The organism is Variovorax beijingensis (assembly GCF_003951285.1).
Classification (GTDB): Bacteria; Pseudomonadota; Gammaproteobacteria; order Burkholderiales; family Burkholderiaceae_C; genus Variovorax; species Variovorax beijingensis.
Genome location: NZ_RXFQ01000001.1, coordinates 255,887 through 274,874 on the forward strand (window position 1 = coordinate 255,887; position 18,988 = coordinate 274,874).

At 69.1% G+C, this 18,988-nt stretch carries 21 protein-coding genes; 12 read left to right on the forward strand and 9 right to left on the reverse strand.

Annotation, left to right across the window (positions count from 1 at the left end; genetic code table 11):
• Positions 1-9 precede the first annotated feature (9 nt).
• Positions 10-696, reverse strand: coding sequence for a DnaA regulatory inactivator Hda (gene hda / locus EJO66_RS01290; protein WP_223262175.1), 687 nt, complete (start codon positions 694-696; stop codon positions 10-12).
• Between the two features lie 119 nt (positions 697-815).
• Between hda and purM the strand changes: the two genes are divergently transcribed.
• From purM to EJO66_RS01315, 5 genes are all read left to right on the forward strand, one after another.
• Positions 816-1,856 carry a phosphoribosylformylglycinamidine cyclo-ligase gene (purM, locus tag EJO66_RS01295; protein ID WP_124957134.1) on the forward strand — a complete coding sequence of 347 codons (1,041 nt, stop codon included), beginning with the start codon at positions 816-818 and terminating at the stop codon, positions 1,854-1,856.
• 42 nt (positions 1,857-1,898) lie between these two features.
• Complete coding sequence (locus tag EJO66_RS01300) at positions 1,899-2,963, forward strand: AI-2E family transporter (RefSeq protein ID WP_125964503.1); 1,065 nt, start codon at positions 1,899-1,901, stop codon at positions 2,961-2,963.
• Positions 2,964-3,070: 107 nt separating this feature from the next.
• Positions 3,071-3,655, forward strand: a complete 585-nt coding sequence (locus EJO66_RS01305) for a cysteine hydrolase family protein (protein WP_125964504.1) — start codon at positions 3,071-3,073, stop codon at positions 3,653-3,655.
• A gap of 22 nt (positions 3,656-3,677) precedes the next feature.
• Complete coding sequence (locus tag EJO66_RS01310) at positions 3,678-4,298, forward strand: DJ-1/PfpI family protein (protein WP_125964505.1); 621 nt, start codon at positions 3,678-3,680, stop codon at positions 4,296-4,298.
• Positions 4,268-5,257 (forward strand): GlxA family transcriptional regulator, encoded by a 990-nt coding sequence (locus tag EJO66_RS01315; protein ID WP_125964506.1) that lies wholly within the window; start codon positions 4,268-4,270, stop codon positions 5,255-5,257. Before EJO66_RS01310 ends, EJO66_RS01315 begins: the two co-directional genes overlap by 31 nt.
• A 12-nt stretch (positions 5,258-5,269) precedes the next feature.
• Here the strand turns inward: EJO66_RS01315 and EJO66_RS01320 are convergent, their stop codons facing one another.
• The 6 genes from EJO66_RS01320 to murJ all read right to left on the reverse strand — a co-directional run bounded on the left by EJO66_RS01320 (position 5,270) and on the right by murJ (position 10,523).
• Positions 5,270-6,580 carry an RNA polymerase sigma factor gene (locus EJO66_RS01320; protein ID WP_124957139.1) on the reverse strand — a complete coding sequence of 437 codons (1,311 nt, stop codon included), beginning with the start codon at positions 6,578-6,580 and terminating at the stop codon, positions 5,270-5,272.
• 3 nt (positions 6,581-6,583) lie between these two features.
• Positions 6,584-7,003: a YciI family protein gene (locus EJO66_RS01325; protein ID WP_124957140.1), complete on the reverse strand. Its 420-nt coding sequence runs from the start codon at positions 7,001-7,003 to the stop codon at positions 6,584-6,586.
• A gap of 29 nt (positions 7,004-7,032) precedes the next feature.
• Positions 7,033-7,461 carry a YciI family protein gene (locus EJO66_RS01330; RefSeq protein ID WP_124957141.1) on the reverse strand — a complete coding sequence of 143 codons (429 nt, stop codon included), beginning with the start codon at positions 7,459-7,461 and terminating at the stop codon, positions 7,033-7,035.
• Positions 7,462-7,589: 128 nt separating this feature from the next.
• Complete coding sequence (locus tag EJO66_RS01335) at positions 7,590-8,018, reverse strand: bleomycin resistance protein (protein WP_124957142.1); 429 nt, start codon at positions 8,016-8,018, stop codon at positions 7,590-7,592.
• Positions 8,018-8,869 carry a SirB1 family protein gene (locus EJO66_RS01340; protein ID WP_124957143.1) on the reverse strand — a complete coding sequence of 284 codons (852 nt, stop codon included), beginning with the start codon at positions 8,867-8,869 and terminating at the stop codon, positions 8,018-8,020. The genes EJO66_RS01335 and EJO66_RS01340 overlap by 1 nt, the downstream gene beginning before the upstream one ends.
• A gap of 100 nt (positions 8,870-8,969) precedes the next feature.
• Entirely contained in the window at positions 8,970-10,523 is a 1,554-nt protein-coding gene (gene murJ, locus EJO66_RS01345; RefSeq protein WP_125964507.1) for a murein biosynthesis integral membrane protein MurJ, read from the reverse strand.
• A 105-nt stretch (positions 10,524-10,628) separates the two neighbouring features.
• On the opposite strand from murJ, the gene rpsT reads away from it, so the two are divergent.
• The gene (rpsT, locus tag EJO66_RS01350; protein ID WP_007831346.1) at positions 10,629-10,943 is read left to right on the forward strand and encodes a 30S ribosomal protein S20; all 315 of its coding nucleotides are present in this window, start codon (positions 10,629-10,631) and stop codon (positions 10,941-10,943) included.
• A gap of 134 nt (positions 10,944-11,077) precedes the next feature.
• Here the strand turns inward: rpsT and EJO66_RS01355 are convergent, their stop codons facing one another.
• Positions 11,078-11,407: a DUF3579 domain-containing protein gene (locus EJO66_RS01355; protein ID WP_125964508.1), complete on the reverse strand. Its 330-nt coding sequence runs from the start codon at positions 11,405-11,407 to the stop codon at positions 11,078-11,080.
• 160 nt (positions 11,408-11,567) lie between these two features.
• On the opposite strand from EJO66_RS01355, the gene EJO66_RS01360 reads away from it, so the two are divergent.
• Together EJO66_RS01360 and argF are read left to right on the forward strand one after the other, a co-directional pair.
• Positions 11,568-12,776: an aspartate aminotransferase family protein gene (locus EJO66_RS01360; protein ID WP_125964509.1), complete on the forward strand. Its 1,209-nt coding sequence runs from the start codon at positions 11,568-11,570 to the stop codon at positions 12,774-12,776.
• Positions 12,773-13,708 carry an ornithine carbamoyltransferase gene (argF, locus tag EJO66_RS01365; protein WP_124957147.1) on the forward strand — a complete coding sequence of 312 codons (936 nt, stop codon included), beginning with the start codon at positions 12,773-12,775 and terminating at the stop codon, positions 13,706-13,708. Before EJO66_RS01360 ends, argF begins: the two co-directional genes overlap by 4 nt.
• Before the next feature lie 21 nt (positions 13,709-13,729).
• Here argF and EJO66_RS01370 read toward each other — a convergent pair whose 3' ends face one another.
• Positions 13,730-15,724: a S9 family peptidase gene (locus EJO66_RS01370; protein ID WP_124957148.1), complete on the reverse strand. Its 1,995-nt coding sequence runs from the start codon at positions 15,722-15,724 to the stop codon at positions 13,730-13,732.
• Between the two features lie 115 nt (positions 15,725-15,839).
• On the opposite strand from EJO66_RS01370, the gene EJO66_RS01375 reads away from it, so the two are divergent.
• The 4 genes from EJO66_RS01375 (at position 15,840) to kynB (ending at position 18,984) form a co-directional block, all read left to right on the forward strand.
• Positions 15,840-16,496 (forward strand): response regulator, encoded by a 657-nt coding sequence (locus EJO66_RS01375; protein WP_124957149.1) that lies wholly within the window; start codon positions 15,840-15,842, stop codon positions 16,494-16,496.
• On the forward strand, positions 16,493-17,908 hold the full coding sequence (locus tag EJO66_RS01380; RefSeq protein ID WP_223262176.1) for a sensor histidine kinase: 1,416 nt from the start codon (positions 16,493-16,495) through the stop codon (positions 17,906-17,908). The genes EJO66_RS01375 and EJO66_RS01380 overlap by 4 nt, the downstream gene beginning before the upstream one ends.
• 32 nt (positions 17,909-17,940) lie before the next feature.
• Complete coding sequence (locus EJO66_RS01385) at positions 17,941-18,252, forward strand: YkgJ family cysteine cluster protein (RefSeq protein WP_124957491.1); 312 nt, start codon at positions 17,941-17,943, stop codon at positions 18,250-18,252.
• Between the two features lie 78 nt (positions 18,253-18,330).
• The gene (gene kynB / locus EJO66_RS01390; protein ID WP_125964510.1) at positions 18,331-18,984 is read left to right on the forward strand and encodes an arylformamidase; all 654 of its coding nucleotides are present in this window, start codon (positions 18,331-18,333) and stop codon (positions 18,982-18,984) included.
• Positions 18,985-18,988 lie beyond the last annotated feature (4 nt).

Consider the following 18,988-nt stretch of genomic DNA (forward strand, 5'->3'; position numbering starts at 1 on the left):
AGCTCTTCTCTATTCGTTTTCGAGCATGGATCGGATCAGCGGGATCGTGATCGCGCGCTGTGTCTGCAGGGCATAGCCGTCGAGCTGCGTGAGCAGTTCCATCAGGCTGCCCAGGTCGCGGCTGAAGCGATGCAGCATGTAGTCGAGCACCTCGTCCGACAGCATGACGCCGCGCGTGTCGGCGGCCTGGCGCAGCACCGCGCGGCGTTCGCTTTCGCTCAGCACCTGCAGGTGGAACACATGGCCCCAGCCCAGCCGGGTGCGAAGGTCCTCGCGCAGCGGCAGGTCGGCCGGCGGCAGCGCGCCCGCGGCCACGACGCCGCGCTGCAGCGTCTGCGCGTTGACGAACCAGTTGAAGGCCGCGTGCTGCTGCACGGCGGTGTAGAGGTGCACGTCGTCGAGCAGCACGGCACCCCAGCGCTCGTCGAATTCTGGCGGCTCCAGCAGGCCGGCATGCAGCCAGCCCACGCTCGCGCCCTGCTCCCGCAGTGCGACACGCACCGATTCGAGCAGATGGGTCTTGCCGCTGCCGCCTTCGCCCCACAGGTAGGTCGGGACGGGAGAGTGAGGCACGGCGCTGCCGGCGCCGCCCACCCACAGTTGCAGGTGCCGCAGCGCCGCCTCGTTCGGGCCGGCAAAAAAAGCGTCGAAGCTGGGGCCCGTCGCAATGCCGATATCGAGCGCGAGCTGTTTCATCCCGGGAAGGTTCATGGAGGGGGCCCGGAGGGCCCTTAAAATCGTGAGGAATTCTATCGGCCCGGCCGCTTCGGTCGCCGGCGCCTCCACCTTCCCGCCCTTCTCGACACCGTCCGACCATGACTTCCCCCACGCCCACCCCGCTCAGCTACAAGGATGCAGGTGTCGATATCGATGCCGGCGACGCTCTGGTCGACCGCATCAAGCCGCTCGCCAAGAAGACCCTGCGCGAAGGCGTGCTGGCCGGCATCGGCGGCTTCGGCGCGCTGTTCGAGGTGCCCAAGCGCTACAAGGAGCCGGTGCTGGTGAGCGGCACCGACGGCGTGGGCACCAAGCTCAAGCTGGCCTTCGAATGGAACATGCACGACACGGTCGGCATCGACCTGGTGGCCATGAGCGTCAACGACGTGCTGGTGCAGGGCGCCGAGCCCCTCTTCTTCCTCGACTATTTCGCCTGCGGCAAGCTCGACGTGGACACGGCCGCGGCCGTGATCGGCGGCATCGCCCGCGGCTGCGAGATTTCCGGCTGCGCGCTGATCGGTGGCGAAACCGCCGAAATGCCCGGCATGTACCCGGCCGGCGAGTACGACCTGGCGGGCTTCGCGGTCGGCGCGGTCGAAAAGTCGAAGATCCTCACGGGCCAGAACGTGAAGCCGGGCGACGTGGTGCTGGGCCTGGCCTCGGCCGGCGTGCATTCCAACGGCTTCAGCCTGGTGCGCAAGGTGATCGAACGCGCCGGGGCCGATCTGCCCGCCACGCTCGACGGCAAGCCGTTCCGCGAAGCCGTGATGGAGCCCACCCACCTCTACGTGAAGCCGGTGCTCGAGGCGCTGGCCAAGCACCCGATCAAGGCGCTGGCCCACATCACCGGCGGCGGCCTGCTCGAGAACATTCCGCGCGTGCTGCCCGAAGGCACGGCCGCCCACCTCAAGAAGGGCAGCTGGCCGCAGACCGAGCTCTTCGCCTGGCTGCAGAAGGTGGCCGGCATCGATGACATCGAGATGAACCGCACCTTCAACAACGGCATCGGCATGGTGGTGGTGATCGACGCAGCCGAAGCCGCAGCCTGCGCCGCCACGCTGCGCACGGCCGGCGAGTCGGTGTTCGAGATCGGCACCATCGCCGAGCGCGGCGCGGGCGCCGCCGTCGTGGTTGGCTGATCTCCTCGCTCCGAGGCTCGCAAGCGCAGCACCCGGACCCTGATGGCCAAACCCTCCCTCGCCACCTTCGAGACCAAGCCCCAGGCCGCCTCGCGCAACGTGGTTCTGGCCAGCTACCTGCTGATGCCGGCCGCGCTGCTGCTGGTGATGTGGCAGCACCTGCTGCCCGGCCTCCTGTGCGTGTGCATCGGTTTCCTCGCCACGCGCTGGTTTGCGCGCCTGATCGGCGCCGGCCTGGCCCGGCTCAGGCTGCCGCTCGGGCGTGCCGACGTCCTGGCCCGGGTGCTGGCAGTCACGCTGGTGCTGCTGGCACCCATCGCGCTCGTCTCCCTGGGCCTGTCGCAAGCGCGCGAGTACATCCTCGACGCGCCCGACCAGTACCGCGAACTGCTCGACTACACGGCCCGCACGGTGCTCGAACTGCGGCTCAAGCTCCCACCCGAGATTGCGGTCTACCTGCCCGAAGGCGCGGCCGAAGTGCAGCGCGTGGTGGCCAACTACCTGCGCGCGCAGGCCGGATCGCTGGCGCTGGCCGGACGGGCATGGCTCGGCGGCCTGCTGTTTGCCTACGTGGGGCTCATCGTGGGCGGACTGGCCGCCATCGCGCCCTCGCCGCTGCAGCGCCGGCCGCTCGCCGCGCAGCTGCACCGGCGCATCGCGATCTTCGGCGAGGCCTTCGGCCAGATCGTGGCCGCGCAGTTCTGGATCGCTGCCTTCAACACGCTGCTGACCGCCGTCTTCCTGCTGTTCCTGATGCCGCTCTGGGGTCCTCACCTGCCCTACACGCCGGCCCTGATCACGCTGACCTTCGTGGCGGGCCTGGTGCCCATCGTCGGCAATCTGGTCTGCAACTCGGTGATCACGCTGGTGGCGCTGTCGGTGTCGCCCGTGACGGCACTGGCCTGCCTGGTGTTCCTGATCATCATCCACAAGGCCGAATACGTGATCAACGCCAAGGTCGTTGGCAGCCGCACGCAGATGCGGGTATGGGAGCTGCTGGCGGTGATGTTCGTGGCCGAGGCGGTGTTCGGCCCGGCCGGACTGGTGGCGGCGCCGCTTTTCTACGCGTACCTCAAGAAAGAGCTGCAGGCGGCCGGCCTGGTTTAGCCCCGATGTCCTGATTTGATCGGTTCTGGTCCGCTTCGGCGCGGACCGCGCCCTGGCAGCGTAGAAGAATAAGCGGCATCATCCACTCCGCTCTTTCGAGCCACGCCATGAAATCCTGTCTGATTGTGATCGATGCGCAGGAATCGTTTCGCCAGCGCGCGTACTGGTCCGAACCCGTCGCGCAGCCCTATTTCGCCGCCCAGAACGCGCTGATCGAGGGCTGCCTGGCCGCGGGCATTCCGGTCGTGCGCGTCTTCCACGTCGACGGTCCCGCCACCGCAAGCCATCCCTTCGCGGTCGAATCGGGTTTCGTGCGGCCGATCGAAGGCCTGGCGCCATTCGAGGCGGCAGCCACCTTCACCAAGCACCGCCACAGCGCGCTGGTCAACAGCGGGCTCGACATCTGGCTCACGCAGCAGGGCATCGGCCGGCTGATCGTGAGCGGCATCCGCACCGAGCAATGCTGCGAAACCACCACGCGCCATGCCTCGGACCTGGGCTGGGAGGTCGACTACGTGACCGAGGCCACGCTGACCTTCGACATGCTGCAGCCCGATGGCCGGCCGCTTGCCGCGGCCGACATCAAGGCGCGCACGGCGGCCGTGCTGGACGGCCGGTTCGCCACCGTTTGCAGCGTGGCGCAGGCGCTCGAGCGCGCCGGCGCGCGCTCCGCGGAAAGCGTGGCCGCATGAGCGCCGCCCCAAGGGTGCACCAGTGAGCCTTCGGGTACTGATCCTCGCCTACGATGGCGTCGAGGCGCTCGACTTCGCGGGGCCGTTCGAAGTGTTCACCACCGCGAGCCGCGTCGGCCAGCGCATGAATCCCGGCGCGCAAGCCCCCTTCGAGGTCGCCTCGGTGGCAGCGACCACCAGCCAACCCGTGCAGGCGCGCGCCGGCCTGCGCCTGCTGGCCGATCACGACCTGGCCGCGAATCCAACGGCCGACCTGCTGATCGTGCCCGGCGGCGTGGTCGATGCCCCCATGGCGAGCCCCGCCACCCTGCGCTGGATCGCCGGCTGCGCGGCCGGCGCGCAGCTGGCCGCCTCGGTCTGCACCGGCGTCTTCCTGCTCGCGAAAAGCGGCGTGGCCACGCGCGAAGTCGTCACCACGCATTGGGAAGACATTGCGGACTTGCGCGAGCAGTTCCCCTCGCTCGACGTGCGCGAAAACGAGCGCTGGGTCGACAGCGGCCGCATCGTCAGCTCCGCGGGCATCAGCGCGGGCATCGACATGAGCCTGTACCTGGTCGAACGCCTGGCCGGCCGCACGCTGGCCGAACGTACCGCGCGCCAGATGGACTACGCATGGACCTCCGGCAACACCCCATCCGCGTAGTGTTCGTGCTGCTGCCGGGCAGCCTGGTGCTCGACTGGGCCGGCCCGGCCGAGGCGCTGCGCATCGCGAACCAGCGGCTGCTTGCGGCGGGCCTGCCCGAGCGCTTCGAGATCGAATTCGCGGGCCCGCGGCCCACGTCGATCGGATCCGTGGGCGTAGTGCTCGCCAACCTCGCACCCTTGCCGACGCAATGGCATGGCCCGGCCTGGGTCGTGCTGGTCGGGCTGCCCGGAGACGCGATCCCGATCGACAACGCCGAGACGCAGGAGCTGCTGCACTGGCTGCGCGGCCAGCGCTTCGAGCCCGGCCGGCTCGAGCTGGTCACGGTCTGCGCCGGCGCGCTGCTGGCCGCGCATGCCGGCGCGCTCTGCGGCCGGCGCGCCACCACGCACCACCATCACCTCGACGAACTGCGCTCGGTGGAGCCGCGCTGCGAGGTGGTCGCCAACCGCGTGTTCGTGATCGATTCGCCGGTGTACAGCAGCGCGGGCGTCACCACCGGCATCGACCTGGTGCTGCACCGCATCGCCGACGTGTGCGGCGAAGCGCTGGCCGCCCAGGTGGCGCAGACGATGGTGGTGGCGCAGCGGCGCGGTCCGCACGATCCGGAGCTGTCGCCCTTCCTGGCCTACCGCAACCACCTGCATGCCGCGCTGCACCGCGTGCAGGACGCCGTCAGCGAGCAGCCCCAGGCCGACTGGAGCGTGCCGCGGATGGCCCAAGTGGCCCACACCTCGGCGCGGCACCTGACGCGGCTGTTCGTCGAGCACGCGGGCGTGGCGCCGCTGGCCTACCTGCGCCGGCTGCGGCTGGCGGCCGCGCAGCTCGCGCTGGCCTCGGGCGCGAGCGTGACGCGGGCGGCGGAAATCTCGGGCTTCGGCTCTGACACGCAGCTGCGGCGCGCCTGGCACCAGTTCGGATTGCCCGGCTCGCCTTCGGCCTCGGCGCCGAAGGCATAGCGGCCAGGAGTTTCAGCCCTGCGCGGCCGCGCAGGCCCGCGCGCGCGCCAGCAGCAAGGTCCGCTCGCGCGTGTTGCGCGTGAGCGAGGCGGCGCGGTCGAATTCCCTCTGCGCCTCGCCGCGGCGGCCGAGCTTCAGGAGCAGGTCGCCGCGCACCGCCGGCAGCAGGTGATAGGCCTGCAAGGCCGGTTCGCCCAGGAGCGCATCCACCACTTCGAGCCCCGCGGCCGGCCCGAAAGCCATCGACAGCGCCACCGCGCGGTTCAATTCGACGATGGGCGACGGCGACAGTTCGGCCAGCGCGTCGTACAGCGCAGCGATGCGCGGCCAGTCGGTGTCTTCCGCGGTGCGCGCGCGGCCGTGGCAGGCGGCAATGGCCGCCTGCAGCGCATAGGGGCCGAAGGCGCCGCCAAGCGCCTCGGCACGCGCCAGTGCCGCAAGGCCGCGCCGGATCAGCATGTGGTCCCAGCGTGCGCGGTTCTGCTCGAGCAGCAGCACCGGCTCGCCCGAGGCGCCCACGCGCGCGGCCGTGCGCGAGGCCTGGATTTCCATCAGCGCCACGAGGCCATGCACTTCCGATGCATCGGGCATCAGTTCCGCCACGATGCGGCCCAGGCGCATGGCTTCCTCGCACAGCGCGGGACGCATCCAGTCGTCGCCGGCCGTGGCCGAGTAGCCTTCGTTGAAGATCAGGTAGAGCACCTCGAGCACCGAGGCGAGCCGCGCTTCGAGTTCATGCCGGCGCGGCACCTCGAAGGGCACGCGCGCTTCGAGCAGCGTGCGCTTGGCGCGCACGATGCGCTGCGCCACGGTGGCTTCGGGCACGAGAAAAGCCCGCGCGATTTCGTCGGTGCCGAGGCCGCCCATCAAGCGCAGCGTGAGCGCCACGCGCGCCTCGGTCGAAAGCACGGGATGGCAGGCGGTGAACACCAGACGCAGCAGGTCGTCGCCGATGTCGTCGTCGATGGCCGCATCGACCGCTTCGGCGAAATCGGCCTGGGCCATCTCGTGCTGCGCATCGAGTTCGCGGCCGATCTCGGGCGCCTTGTGCTCGGCCAGCTGCCGGTGCCGCAGCCGGTCGAGCGCGCGGCGCTTGGCCACGGCCGTAAGCCAGGCGGCGGGGTTGTCGGGCACGCCTTTGGCGGGCCATTGCTCGAGGGCCGACACCAGCGCGTCCTGCGCCAGTTCCTCGGCCAGGCCCACGTCGCGCACCATGCGCGCGACGGTGGCGATGATCCTGGCGGATTCGATGCGCCACACCGCCTCGATGCTGCGATGGACGGCGGCCTCGCCGCCGCCGCCGCGGCCCTCGGAAGCACCCATGGCTCAAGTCTTCTTGACCGCCTGCATCGACGCGAATTCGGTGGTCAGCGCCTGCACGTCGGGCGGGTAGTCGGCAATTTCCTGGATCTGGCGGACCTCGATGACCTCGCTCTCGCTGCCGGGGCAGCGCGTGGCCCATTCGATGGCGTCGGCACGCGAGGGCACGTCGATGATCCAGTAGCCGCCGAGCACTTCCTTGGCTTCGGCGAAAGGACCGTCGACAACCTTGGGCTTGCGGCCCGGAAAGCTCACGCGCGCGCCCATCGAGGGCGGATGCAGGCCGTCGCAGCTGATCAGCACGCCGGCCTTCTGCATCGACTCGTTGTAGGCCATCATGGCCGCCACCGCATCGACGTCGTCGGGAATGGTGCCGGGCGCGGCGGTCTCGTAGCCGTGGGGAATCATCAGCAGCATGAATCGCATGGTGGTCTCCTTCGGTGCGGTCTTGCCGTTCAGCGGCCGGCCTTGGTCCGGGCCTCGGATTCGGCGCGCAGGCGCTCTTCCTGCGCCAGCAGCTCGGGCGTCATCGAATCGCCGAAATCGGAGGCTTCGAACACCTGGCGGATCTCGATCTCGCCCTCCTGGAACGGGCTGCGCTTGATCCACTCGATGGCTTCCTCCTTCGACTTGACCTGCAGCAGCCAGAAGCCCGCGAGCAACTCCTTCGTCTCGGCGAAAGGACCGTCGATGACGGTGCGCTTCAGGCCCTCGCAGCGCACGCGCGCCCCCTTGGAAGACGGATGCAGCCCCTCGCCCGCCAGCAGCACGCCGGCCTTGACCAGTTCCTCGTTGAACTTGCCCATGGCGGTGAGCACTTCGGTGCTCGGCATCACGCCGGCTTCGGAATCCTTGTTGGCCTTGACCAGAACCATGAATCGCATGTCGTTTCTCCTGAAGTTGATGAAATCGGGAGGCACTGAAACCGCGCGCTCCTGTTCACACGTCGCACGAGCGCAGGCCCGATCGACACGCTCGCCTCGACCTATTTGTAATTTTATGTATCAGAAATTCAGGGCAGATAGCCGCAGAAGCGCAGCACATGCCCGTCGGGTTCACGGATGGCGAATTCGCGCAGACCCCAGGGCTGCGAGATGGGCGGCTCGATCACCGTGACGCCGCGCTTCGCATAGGCGGCGTGCAGGCCGTCGATGTCCTTGCCCACGTGGATCACGATTTCGCCGCGCCAGGGCGGCGCCCCGCGCGTGTTGCACTGCCACAGCCGCAGGTAGACCGGGTCGCCGTAGCTGCGGTCGCCCTTCTTGACCCGCGCATAGCTCGGCGGCTCGCCGGCGATGAAGTCGATCTCGAAGCCCAGCACGTCGCGGAACCAGCGCGCGGCGCGCGCGGCGTCGGACACCGGCAGCACGGGCTGCACGCCGTGGAATTCATGCAAGGTGCCGAGATCGGGGGCGTCGGCCACGCCGGTGCTGGTGGCCATCAGTCGGATTCGCGCCGCAGCGCCGCCACGCGCTCGGCAATGACGTCGACGTCGAGCGCGTCTTCCGCATGCTCGAGGTAGGTTTCCAGGTCGCGCACGGCGGCTGCGGTGTTGCCCTGCTCGGCATGCGCGATGCCGCGGTCGCGGTACTCGCCCCAGGCATTGGGCAGCAGCGCGATGAGGCGGTCCTGCACGGCAATGGCGCGTTGCCAGTCTTCCTGCGCGCGGTGCACTTCCTTCAGGTTGCGCAGCATGCGCCCGATGATCTCGCGCGAGCTGGCGGGCTGCAGGTACAGGCCCAGCGGCACGTCGAAGTCGCCGACCAGCCCGTTGCTGCGCTTGTAGGGTTCGAGCCGCTCGCCGAGCTCTTCGCGCGAGAGCGACTTGCCGGTGAAGGGGTCGATCACCACCTGCCCCTTCGGCAGCGTGACCTTGAGCATGAAGTGGCCCGGAAAGCCGATGCCGCGCGCCTGCAGGCCCAGCCCCTGCGCCAGTTCCATCCACAGCACCGCCAATGAAATGGGAATGCCGCGGCGCGTGCGCAGCACGGCGTTCAGGTAGCTGTTGTCGGGGTCGTAGTAGTCGTTGACGTTGCCGCCGAAGTTCAGGTCGTTGAAGAAGAACTGGTTGAGCGCGCGCAGCCGGGCGAGCGGCGCGGCATCGGCCGGCAGCCGGCGCTTCAGGCGTGCGAGGAGCTGGTCGACGTCGCCCAGCACCTGCTGCACGTCGAGGTCGGGGTATTCGTCCTGCGCGAGGCTGGCGGCAGCCTCCAGCAGCGGAAAATGTTCGTCGCTCTGCACCAGCGATTCGAAATACGCCAGGGCCGTGGGAACCTGAAAGCTGAACGTCATGTGTCTTTGTAGAGGAGCATGCGGGGAGCGTCAAGGCGGTGTTTTCAGCTTGCGCAATTCGAAATCGGCTGCGTTGCGCAAAGCCGCAACGCAAGGCCTCTCACCGGCGCACGAAACTGCGCAGCCGCACGCCCACGGCCGCGAGCACCGCGAAATAAAGCAGCGCCGCGCCGGCGATCAGCGCGGCCAGCAGGCCGATGCGATAAAAGCGCTGCTCGCGCAGGCCGATCCAGTCGAAGTAGCGCGAACCCCACGCCAGCAGGGCCGCCAGCACCAGCATGCCCGCCAGCACCTGCAGCGCGAACTTGCCCCAGCCGGGTTCAGGCTTGTAGCTGCCGCGGCGGATCAGGCCGACCAGCAGCCAGATCGCATTGACCAGCGCGCCGATGGCGATGGTCAGCGTGAGCGCCGCATGCTGCAGCACCGGCACCAGGAAGAAATTGAGGACCTGGGTCAGCACCAGCACGCCCACGGCGATCAGCATGGGCGTGCGCGTGTCCTGCCTGGCATAGTAGCCGGGCGCGAGCACCTTGATGGCCACGAGGCCGATCAGCCCGACGCCGTAGCCCATCAGCGCCACGGTGGTGCGCCGCACGTCCTCGCCCTGGTAGGCGCCGTTGTGGAACAGCACGGCCACCAGCGGCTGGGCAAAGAGCAGCAGCGCGACGGCGCACGGCGCCGACAGCAGCACCACCAGCCGCAGGCCCCAGTCGAGCAGCGACGAATAGCGCGCATCGTCCTTGGCCGCGCGGGCGCCGGCCAGTTGGGGCATCAGCACCACGCCCAGCGCCACGCCGAGCATCGCGGTCGGGAATTCCATCAGGCGGTCGGCATTGCTCACCCAGGTCACGCTGCCGACCGCAAGGTGCGAGGCGATCTGCGTGTTGATGAGCAGCGAGATCTGCGCGACGCTCACGCCCAGCAGGGCGGGCAGCATCAGCTTCAGCACCTGGCGCGTGGTGGGATCGCGCCAGGCGTCGCCCAGCGCCTTGAAACTCGCGCCGATGCGCGGCATGAGGCCCAGCGCGCGCAGCGCCGGAATCTGGATGGCCAGCTGCAGCACGCCGCCGACCAGCACGCCCACGCACTGGGCATAGATCGGCTCGATGCCGTAGCGGCGGAACAGCGGCGCCCCGACGACGATCGCCAGGATCAGCGCGATGTTGAGCAGCACCGGCGAGGCGGCCGGCACCGCGAACTTGCGCCAGGTGTTCAGGATGCCGCCCGCCAGCGCCACGAGCGACATGAAGCCGATGTACGGAAACATCCAGCGCGTCATGACCACGGCCGCATCGAAGCCCGCCAGCCCGCTGGCCATGGCCCATACCAGCAGGGGCGCGCCAACCACGCCGGCCACGCAAACCACCACCAGCGCCCAGGCCAGCAGCGTGGCGACGTGGTCGATCAGCGCCTTGGCGCCCTCCTGGCCGGCCTCGGTCTTGCGCGCCGCGAGCACCGGCACGAAGGCCTGGCTGAAGGCGCCTTCGCCGAAAACCCGCCGGAACAGGTTGGGAATGCGAAAGGCGACGTTGAACGCGTCGGTCAGCGCGCTGACGCCGAACACCGAGGCAAAAAGCACGTCGCGCACGAGGCCCGTGATCCGCGAAGCGAGCGTCAGCAGGGATACGGTGGAAGCGGATTTGAACAGGGACACGGGGCGAGTGTAGGGCCCGGCAAGCCTCGATTCGGCGAAAAAGGCAACCCGGCCTATAATGGAGGGCTTTGCTGCATCATCCTCAGACACCTAAGGAACTAAATCATGGCATCCGCCAAGCCCAAGAAAAAGAACCCGCGCCTCGCCTCCGGCCGTAAGCGCGTCCGCCAGGACACCAAGCTCAACGCTGCGAACACCTCGCTGCGCTCCAAATACCGCACCGCCGTGAAGAATGTCGAAAAGGCCGTCCTGGCCGGCGACAAGACCAAGGCAAGCGAACTCTTCGCGAAGGCCCAGAGCATCGTCGACACCGTCGCCGACAAGGGCATCTTCCACAAGAACAAGGCAGCTCGCGACAAGAGCCGCCTGTCGGCGAAGGTCAAGGCCCTCGCCCTCGCGCCTGAAAAGGCCGCCGCCTGACACCTGTCAGGCAAGCCCGGACCGGAATTCTCCGGTCCGCCGTTTGATCGGGGTGCGCTGCAGCAAAGTGTAAAAAACCGCCTTCGGGCGGTTTTTTCATGTCCGATCGCTTCCTGTCCGGGGAAGCCGCCCGCTCAGGCCTTGGGTGGCGCGCCCGGCACGTCGGGCACCAGGCAGGCCTCGGCCACCTGCAGGCCGTTGTCGCGCGCGAAATTCACGCAGAAGTCCCAGGCCATGGGTTCGACGTCGCGCAGCGCGCGGTTGACCACCACGCACTTGACCCCGTTGATGGTGGTCGGAATGCACCAGGGCGAATAGCTCAGGTGGCTGCCCGGATAGGCGCCACCGGGACGGAAGGAGCACATCACGCCGGCCAGCCGCTCGGCCCAGTCGCTGGGGCGGAAAGTCCGGCCATCGTGGGTGATGCCCTGGATGAAGATTTCTTTGGCAGTGGGGGAAATCATCGTTGAATGAGGCGCCCGCAGCAGGTGCTGCGGTGCAACAAGCGATTCTATCCGGGCGCCTTTCGCCTCCCGGGCAGCGGGCATTGCTGTAATGCGGAATCCTCAACGAAGCCGTCAAACCGCACGCCTAGAATCCGCGGTTCCCTATCTGGAGAACCGAATGAGCGCTACCGCCCAGCCCACCTCGCCCCACGTCATGAACACCTACGGTCGCCTGCCGATCGCGCTGTCGCACGGCCAGGGCTGCCGAGTCTGGGACACCGCGGGCAAGGCCTACCTCGACGGCCTCGGCGGCATTGCCGTGAACACGCTGGGCCACAACCATCCCGAGCTGGTGCCCGCGCTGCAGGACCAGATCAGCAAGCTGATCCACAGCTCCAACTACTACCACGTGCCCGGCCAGGAGCAGCTGGCCGCCAAGCTGACCGAGCTGTCGGGCCTGACCAACGCCTTCTTCTGCTGCACCGGCCTGGAAGCCAACGAGGCAGCCCTGAAGCTCGCGCGCAAGTTCGGCCACGACAAGGGCATCGAACGGCCCGAGATCGTGGTGTACGAAGCCGCGTTCCACGGCCGCAGCATCGCCACGCTGTCGGCCACGGGCAACCCGAAGGTGCAGGCCGGCTTCGGCCCGCTGGTCGAGGGCTTCATCCGCGTGCCGCTGAACGACATCGAGGCGCTGAAAAAGGCCACCGAAGGCAACCCCAACGTGGTCGCCGTGTTCTTCGAAACCATCCAGGGCGAAGGCGGCATCAACCCGATGCGCTGGGAATACCTCAAGCAGGTGCGCGCCCTGTGCGACCAGCGCGACTGGCTCATGATGATCGACGAAGTGCAATGCGGCATGGGCCGCACCGGCAAGTGGTTTGCGCACCAGTGGGCCGGCATCAAGCCGGACGTGATGCCGCTGGCCAAGGGCCTGGGCTCGGGCGTGCCGATCGGCGCCGTGGTGGCCGGCCCCCGGGCTGCCAACATCTTCGGCCCCGGCAACCATGGCACCACCTTCGGCGGCAACCCGCTCGCGATGCGCGCCGGCATCGAGACCATCCGCATCATGGAAGAGCACAAGCTGCTCGAGAACGCCGCCGCCGTGGGCGAGCACCTGAAGGCCGCGCTCGAACGCGAAATCGGCGGCCTGGCCGGCGTGAAGGAGATCCGCGGCCAGGGCCTGATGCTGGGCATCGAACTCGACCGGCCCTGCGGCGTGATCCTGAACCGCGCCTGCGACGCCGGCCTTCTGCTGAGCGTGACGGCCGACAAGGTGATCCGCCTCGTGCCGCCGCTCATCCTGAGCATTGCCGAGGCCGACGAGATCGTCGCGATCCTCGCGCCCATCGTCAAAACATTCCTGTCGGAGCCCGCAGCGCAATGACGACCGCCACCACGCCCAACGCCATCCGCCACTACCTGCAGTTCTCGGACTTCACCGCCGACGAGTACACCTACCTCTTCGATCGCATGGCGATCATCAAGAAGAAGTTCAAGACCTACGAGAAGCACCAGCCGCTGACCGACCGCACGCTGGCCATGATCTTCGAGAAGGCCAGCACGCGCACCCGCGTGAGCTTCGAGGCGGGCATGTACCAGCTCGGCGGCAGCGTGGTGCACCTGACCACCGGCGACAGCCAGCTCGGCCGCGCCGAGCCCATCGAGGACAGCGCCAAGGTCATCAGCCGCATGGTCGACCTCGTGATGATCCGCACCTACGAGCAGACCAAGATCGACACCTTCGCCGCGCATTCGCGCGTGCCGGTCATCAACGGCCTGACCAACGAATTCCACCCCTGCCAGATCCTCGCGGACATCTTCACCTACATCGAGCACCGCGGCTCCATCCAGGGCAAGACGGTGGCCTGGGTGGGCGACGGCAACAACATGGCCAACACCTGGCTGCAGGCCAGCGAGATCCTCGGCTTCAAGGTGCACGTGAGCACGCCCAGCGGCTACGAGGTCGACCAGTCGGTGGCGGGCCTGCGCTCGGCCGACAGCTACCAGGTCTTCAAGGACCCGATGGAAGCCTGCCGCGGCGCCGACCTGGTCACCACCGACGTCTGGACCAGCATGGGCTACGAATCCGAGAACGAGGCCCGCCGCAAGGCCTTTGCCGACTGGTGCGTCGACGAGGACATGATGCGCATCGCCCAGCCCGACGCCCTCTTCATGCACTGCCTGCCCGCGCACCGCGGCGAGGAAGTGCAGGCCGAGGTCATCGACGGCCCGCAGTCGGTGGTGTGGGACGAGGCCGAGAACCGGCTCCATGCGCAGAAGGCGCTGATGGAGTTTCTGCTGCTGGGGCGGCTGTAGGCCGCAAAGCCCTGGGCTCGGTCAGAAGGCCCAGGCGCCCAGCTGGTAGTAGTCGAAGCCGGCGCTGCGACCGCCCAGGCAGCCGGCCAGGAAGTCCTCGGTTTCGCGGTACATCTTCAGGTTGTTGTTCCACTTGTAGTTGCCGTGCCCGTCACCGCCGAAGGTGACGAAGCGCACGGTCTTGCCATGCTCGCGCAGCGCCTGCACCATGCGCTGCGACTGCTCCAGCTTGACCCTCACGTCGTTGACGCCGTGCATGACCAGGATGGGCACGCGCGCGTTGGCAGCCATGTACACGGGTGACCTGGCGTCCATGGCCTTGCGCTGCACCGGATCGGCCGGATCGCCCACGTAGCGCTTCCACCACGGAAGGCCGAGCGCCCAATAGGGCGGCGCGGTTTCCAGCAGGCGCGCCAGGTCCGACACGCCCACCACGTCGACCGCGCAGGCGAACACCTCCGGCGTCAGCGTGGCCCCCAGCAGCGCCGCGTAGCCGCCATAGCTGGCGCCCCAGACCGCCACCCGCGCCGGATCGGCCACGCCCTGCTGCACCGCCCAGCGCACGCCGTCGACCAGGTCGTCGTGCATGCGGCCGGCGAACTCGCCCACGGCTTTCTCCATGAAGGCACGCCCATAGCCGGTGGAACCGCGGTAATTGAGCTGCAGCACCGCATAGCCGCGGTTGGCCAGGAACTGCTGCAGCCCGCGGCTGTTGCCGCTGGCCGACCAGCCGTCGCGCGCCCACGGGCCGCCATGGACCAGCAGGACCATGGGCAGGCCCCGCGCCGGCACCCCGGGCGGCAGCGTCAGGTAGCCGTTGATCGTCAAGCCATCGCGCGCCTGGAAGCGCACCGGGCGCTTTTCGCCCAACGCGTCGGCGAGAAGGTTCAGGCTGGTCTGCCCCAGCAGTTCGGGCGCCGCATCCGGGCCGCTCACCAGGTAGAAGCGGGTGCCGCGATCGGTGCCGACGCTCACCGTCATGGCCTGTTCGGCATCGTCCAGGCTGTTGACGTGGATGGCGGCCGGGCGGCCTTCGCCCAAAGGCTCCAGGCGTGCCTGCAAGGCGGCATCCAGGTACTTCTGGACGGGGTAGCCGGGCTCGGCGTGAACCATCAGGGGCCGTCCGCTGTTGCGGCTCACGAGGACCCGCGAGATGTCGACCTCGGGGTTCGACTCCACCACGGTCTCCTGGCCCGTCGCAAGATCCAGCCGGACCAGCGCCGACTTGTCGCGTCCGCGTGCCGACAGCGCCCAGGCCATGCTGCCCTGCGGATCGATCTCGACCACGTAGAGGGACTCTTCGCGGCCCCAGCGCACGGTGGTGTGCCAGCCCTCGTCCTGGCCCGGCGCGCCCGGCAGTTGCAGCCATGCCCCGCCATCGTCGCTCTGCACGCGGCCGCGGAGGGTGCCGCCGCGGTCCACCAGCCAGCCGGTGACAGTGCCCGGATTGGCAGCCATGCGCGTGCGCTGGCCGGATGCGAGGTCGACCAGGAAGGGCTCGAAGACTTTCTTGTCGCGCAGGTTGGCCTGCAGCACCACCCGTGCGGTGCCGCGGATCGTGCGCTGCAGCGAGGCGCGCGTGTCCGCCTCGGGGAACAGCGAAACCGGCGCGCCGAACCCCTCCGCCTGGTCGACCGTCACCGCGAACCAGCGGGTGTTCTCGCTGCCATCCGGATCCCTGCTCAGCAGCAGGCGGCGGCCGTCGCCCGACCAGGCCAGGCTCCCGGCCCGCACCCGCAATGCGCGTGCATCGTCGCGCCCCAGCGTCTTGACCCAGACCGCCGGCCAGAGTCCGCTCGTGCCGAGCCAGGCCAGGCGCCGGCCGTCGGGCGAGATGCGGTAGTTGCCGCTGCCCTCGGTGTTGGCGACGAAGTCGCGCACGGGGATCAGCGGCGGCAGTTGCGCCTTCTGCTGCGCTTCCTGCAGCGCGGGATGGCGCGGCGGCGTGCCGCAGCCGGCCAGCCAGAGGGTGCCTGCCGCCAGCAACGGCAGCCAGGCGCGGTGGGTGATGTGCATCGGTCTCCTCCTTGTGCGTTGTCATTCTGCGAAAACCCAGCTTAAGAACAGCCAAAGAGCAGACCTCGCGCTGCGCTTTGGCTTCCCTTTGGCTGCGTCCCCGCAGAATCCTGCCATGCACCTCCTGCTCATCGAAGACGACCTGGACCTGGGCCCCGCGCTGCAGGCCGCGCTCAAGGTCGAGGGGCTCAGCAGCGAATGGCGGCGGCGCGCGGCGGATGCGCCGCCGCGCCTGGACGACGCCCAGTTCGACTGCGTGCTGCTCGACCTGTCGCTGCCCGACGGGAGCGGCTTCGACCTGTTGCGGCGATGGCGCCATGCCGGCGGCCAGACGCCGGTGATCGTCATCACCGCACGCTCGGCACTGGACGACCGGCTGGCCGGCCTGGACGGCGGCGCGGACGATTTCGTGGTCAAGCCCTTTGCCACCGCCGAGCTGATCTCGCGCATCCGCGCGGTGCTGCGGCGCAGCGCGCGCCAGGCCAGCGACAGCTGGACCCTGGGCGATTTGGTGATCGAGCCGCGCCGGCATCGGGTGCAGCTGGCGGGGCAAGCCGTGGCCCTGTCGCAGCGCGAGTTCCAGGTCCTGCTGGAACTGGCGCGCGAGCCCGGCGCCGTGGTCGCCAAGAGCAGCCTGGCGCAGCGGCTCGCCCCGTTGGGCGATCCGATGGATTTCGCTGCCATCGAGGTGCACATGTCCAACCTGCGCCGCAAGATCGGCGCCGAGCGCATCCGCACCGTGCGCGGCGTGGGTTACCTGCTGGAATCATGAGCACCACTGCCAGCGATACGGCACGCCGCTCCATGAGCCGTTGGCGCGCTGCGCTGCAGCCCTCCCTGGTGCGCCGCAGCGCCGTGGCGGTGCTGCTGGCCTTCGTGCTGATCTGGGCCGCGTTGCTGGCCTACCTTTATCTGGAGCGCGTTCGCGTGCGCGTGCAGGACCCCGGCCTGCAGCGCTTCGCCGGCGCCTTGCAGGCGTCGATGGTGCATCTGCACACGCGCGACCAGGCCGTGGCCTTCGTCGATGCCAGCGCCACCTGGCTGAACATCCGCCGGCGCGAGTTCGGCCGCCTGCCCGGCGCCTTCGAATTCGAACTGCTCGACCGGGACGGCACCCGCATCCATGCCACGGACGGCTTGGCGATCGAGCGCCTCCCCGCCATCACCCGTCCGTTGCAGCAGATCGAGCTGCGAGGCACGCGCTATGTGCTGGCACAGGCCCGCACGCCGCAGTGGACGCTCAACATCGCCGAGCCGATGCGAAGCGACAGCGCCTTTCTTGCCTACAACGGCGCTGCCTTGCTGCCCTACCTGGGCATCGCGTTGCCGCTGGTGCTGCTGGCGATCTGGCTGCCCATTCGCAGCGGGCTGCGCCCGCTACAGGAACTGGCCGATCGCATCGCCGCGCGCGACGCGGCCGACCTGCGCCCCGTCGGCGTCGCGGCGCGGCACCGCGAACTCGTGCCGCTGGTGAACGCGCTGGACGCCCTGCTGGCGCGCATGCGCGGGCAACTCGAGCGCGAACGCGCCTTCGTGCAGGACGCGGCCCACGAGATCCGCACGCCGCTGGCCGTGATCAACGCACAGGCCCATGTGCTGGCGCAGGCCACCGATGCAGCGCAGCGCGCCCAAGCCGAGGCGGAGCTGAACCTCGCCATCGCACGCACTTCGCACCTCGCGCAGCAACTGCTCGACCTGGCCGCGCTGGACCGCGCCGGCACCACGCCGGCCTCCCGCATCGACCTGGCGCACTGGATGCGCACCCTGCTCGGCCATGCGGCCCAGACAGCGCTGCGCGACGGCCGCGAACTGTCGCTGGACGCGCCCGACACCCTGCACGGCCGCATCGACCTGCCGGCCATGGAATCGATCGTGCGCAACCTGGTGGACAACGCGCTGCGGCACGGCGTGCCGGGCAGCAGCATCGCCGTGAGCTTGCGCACCGAAGACAGCCACCTGCTCGTGGAAGTCCGCGATGATGGCCCCGGCATTCCCATGGCGCAGCGTGCGCACGCGTTCGAGCGCTTCCATCGCGGCGGCGAAGCTCGCGCCAGCGGCGCCGGGCTGGGCTTGTCGATCGTGCGCCAGGCGGCGCTGCGCCTGGGCGGCGGCGTCGAGATCGTGGAGGGGCTGCAGGGCCGCGGCGTCGGCTTTCGGGTCCGCCTGCCGTGGAGTGCGGCCTGACACACCGGGCGTTAGCATTCCTTCCGATGAGCATGTCCACCTCCTGCCAGCAATGCGGCGCCTGCTGCGCCAGCTACCGCGTCGACTTCAGCATCCACGAACTCGACGACAACGGCGGCAAGGTGCCGTCCGGCCTTGCGGTCGACGTGAACGGCGCCCTCTGCCGCATGCGCGGCACCGACCACACGCCGCCGCGCTGCGCCGCGCTCACCGGCAAGATCGGCCAGGCCGTGGCCTGTGGCATCTACGAATGGCGCCCCAACCCCTGCCATGAGCTGCAGGCCGGCAGCGGCGCCTGCGAGCGGGCCCGTGCGCGGCACGGGCTGCCGGGGCTGCCTTCCTGAGCCGGTCGATCATCTCGTCACGCCGTGTGTTGGAAATAACCGACACCACGACGCCCCGCCCGGCGCTAACTTCGCGCCATGCGTTCCCTGCAACCCCAACTCCGCCTCTGGGACATCTCGCCGCCCGTGCATGAAGGCGCGCCGGTGTTTCCCGGCGACACGCCCTACCAGCAGCGCTGGGCCGCGACCATTTCGCCGGATTGCCCGGTCAACGTCAGCGAGATCAAGCTCTCCCCCCACGTCGGCGCGCATGCCGACGCGCCCCTGCACTACGACGCCGAAGGCCAGGCCATCGGCCTCGTCGACCTCGCGCCCTTCCTCGGTCCGTGCCGGGTGATCCACGCGATTGCCAAGGGGCCGCTGATCGAGTGGGAACACATCGCGCACGCCGTCACGAGCCAGATGCCGCAGCGTGTGCTCGTGCGCACCTATGCCGCCATGCCCGTCGGCCACTGGGACCCGCAGCTCGCGGCCTACGCGCCCGCCACGGTCGAGCGGCTCGCGGCCATGGGCGTGAAGCTCATCGGCATCGACACCGCCAGCATCGATCCGGCCGACAGCAAGACCCTGGAGAGCCACCAGCGCATCCGCCGCCTCGACCTGCGCGTGCTCGAGAACCTGGTGCTCGACGACGTGCCTGAAGGCGACTACGAACTCATCGCGCTGCCGCTCAAGCTGGTCAGCGCCGATGCCTCCCCGGTTCGCGCCGCGCTGCGCGAGCTTCCCCGCTGAAGAC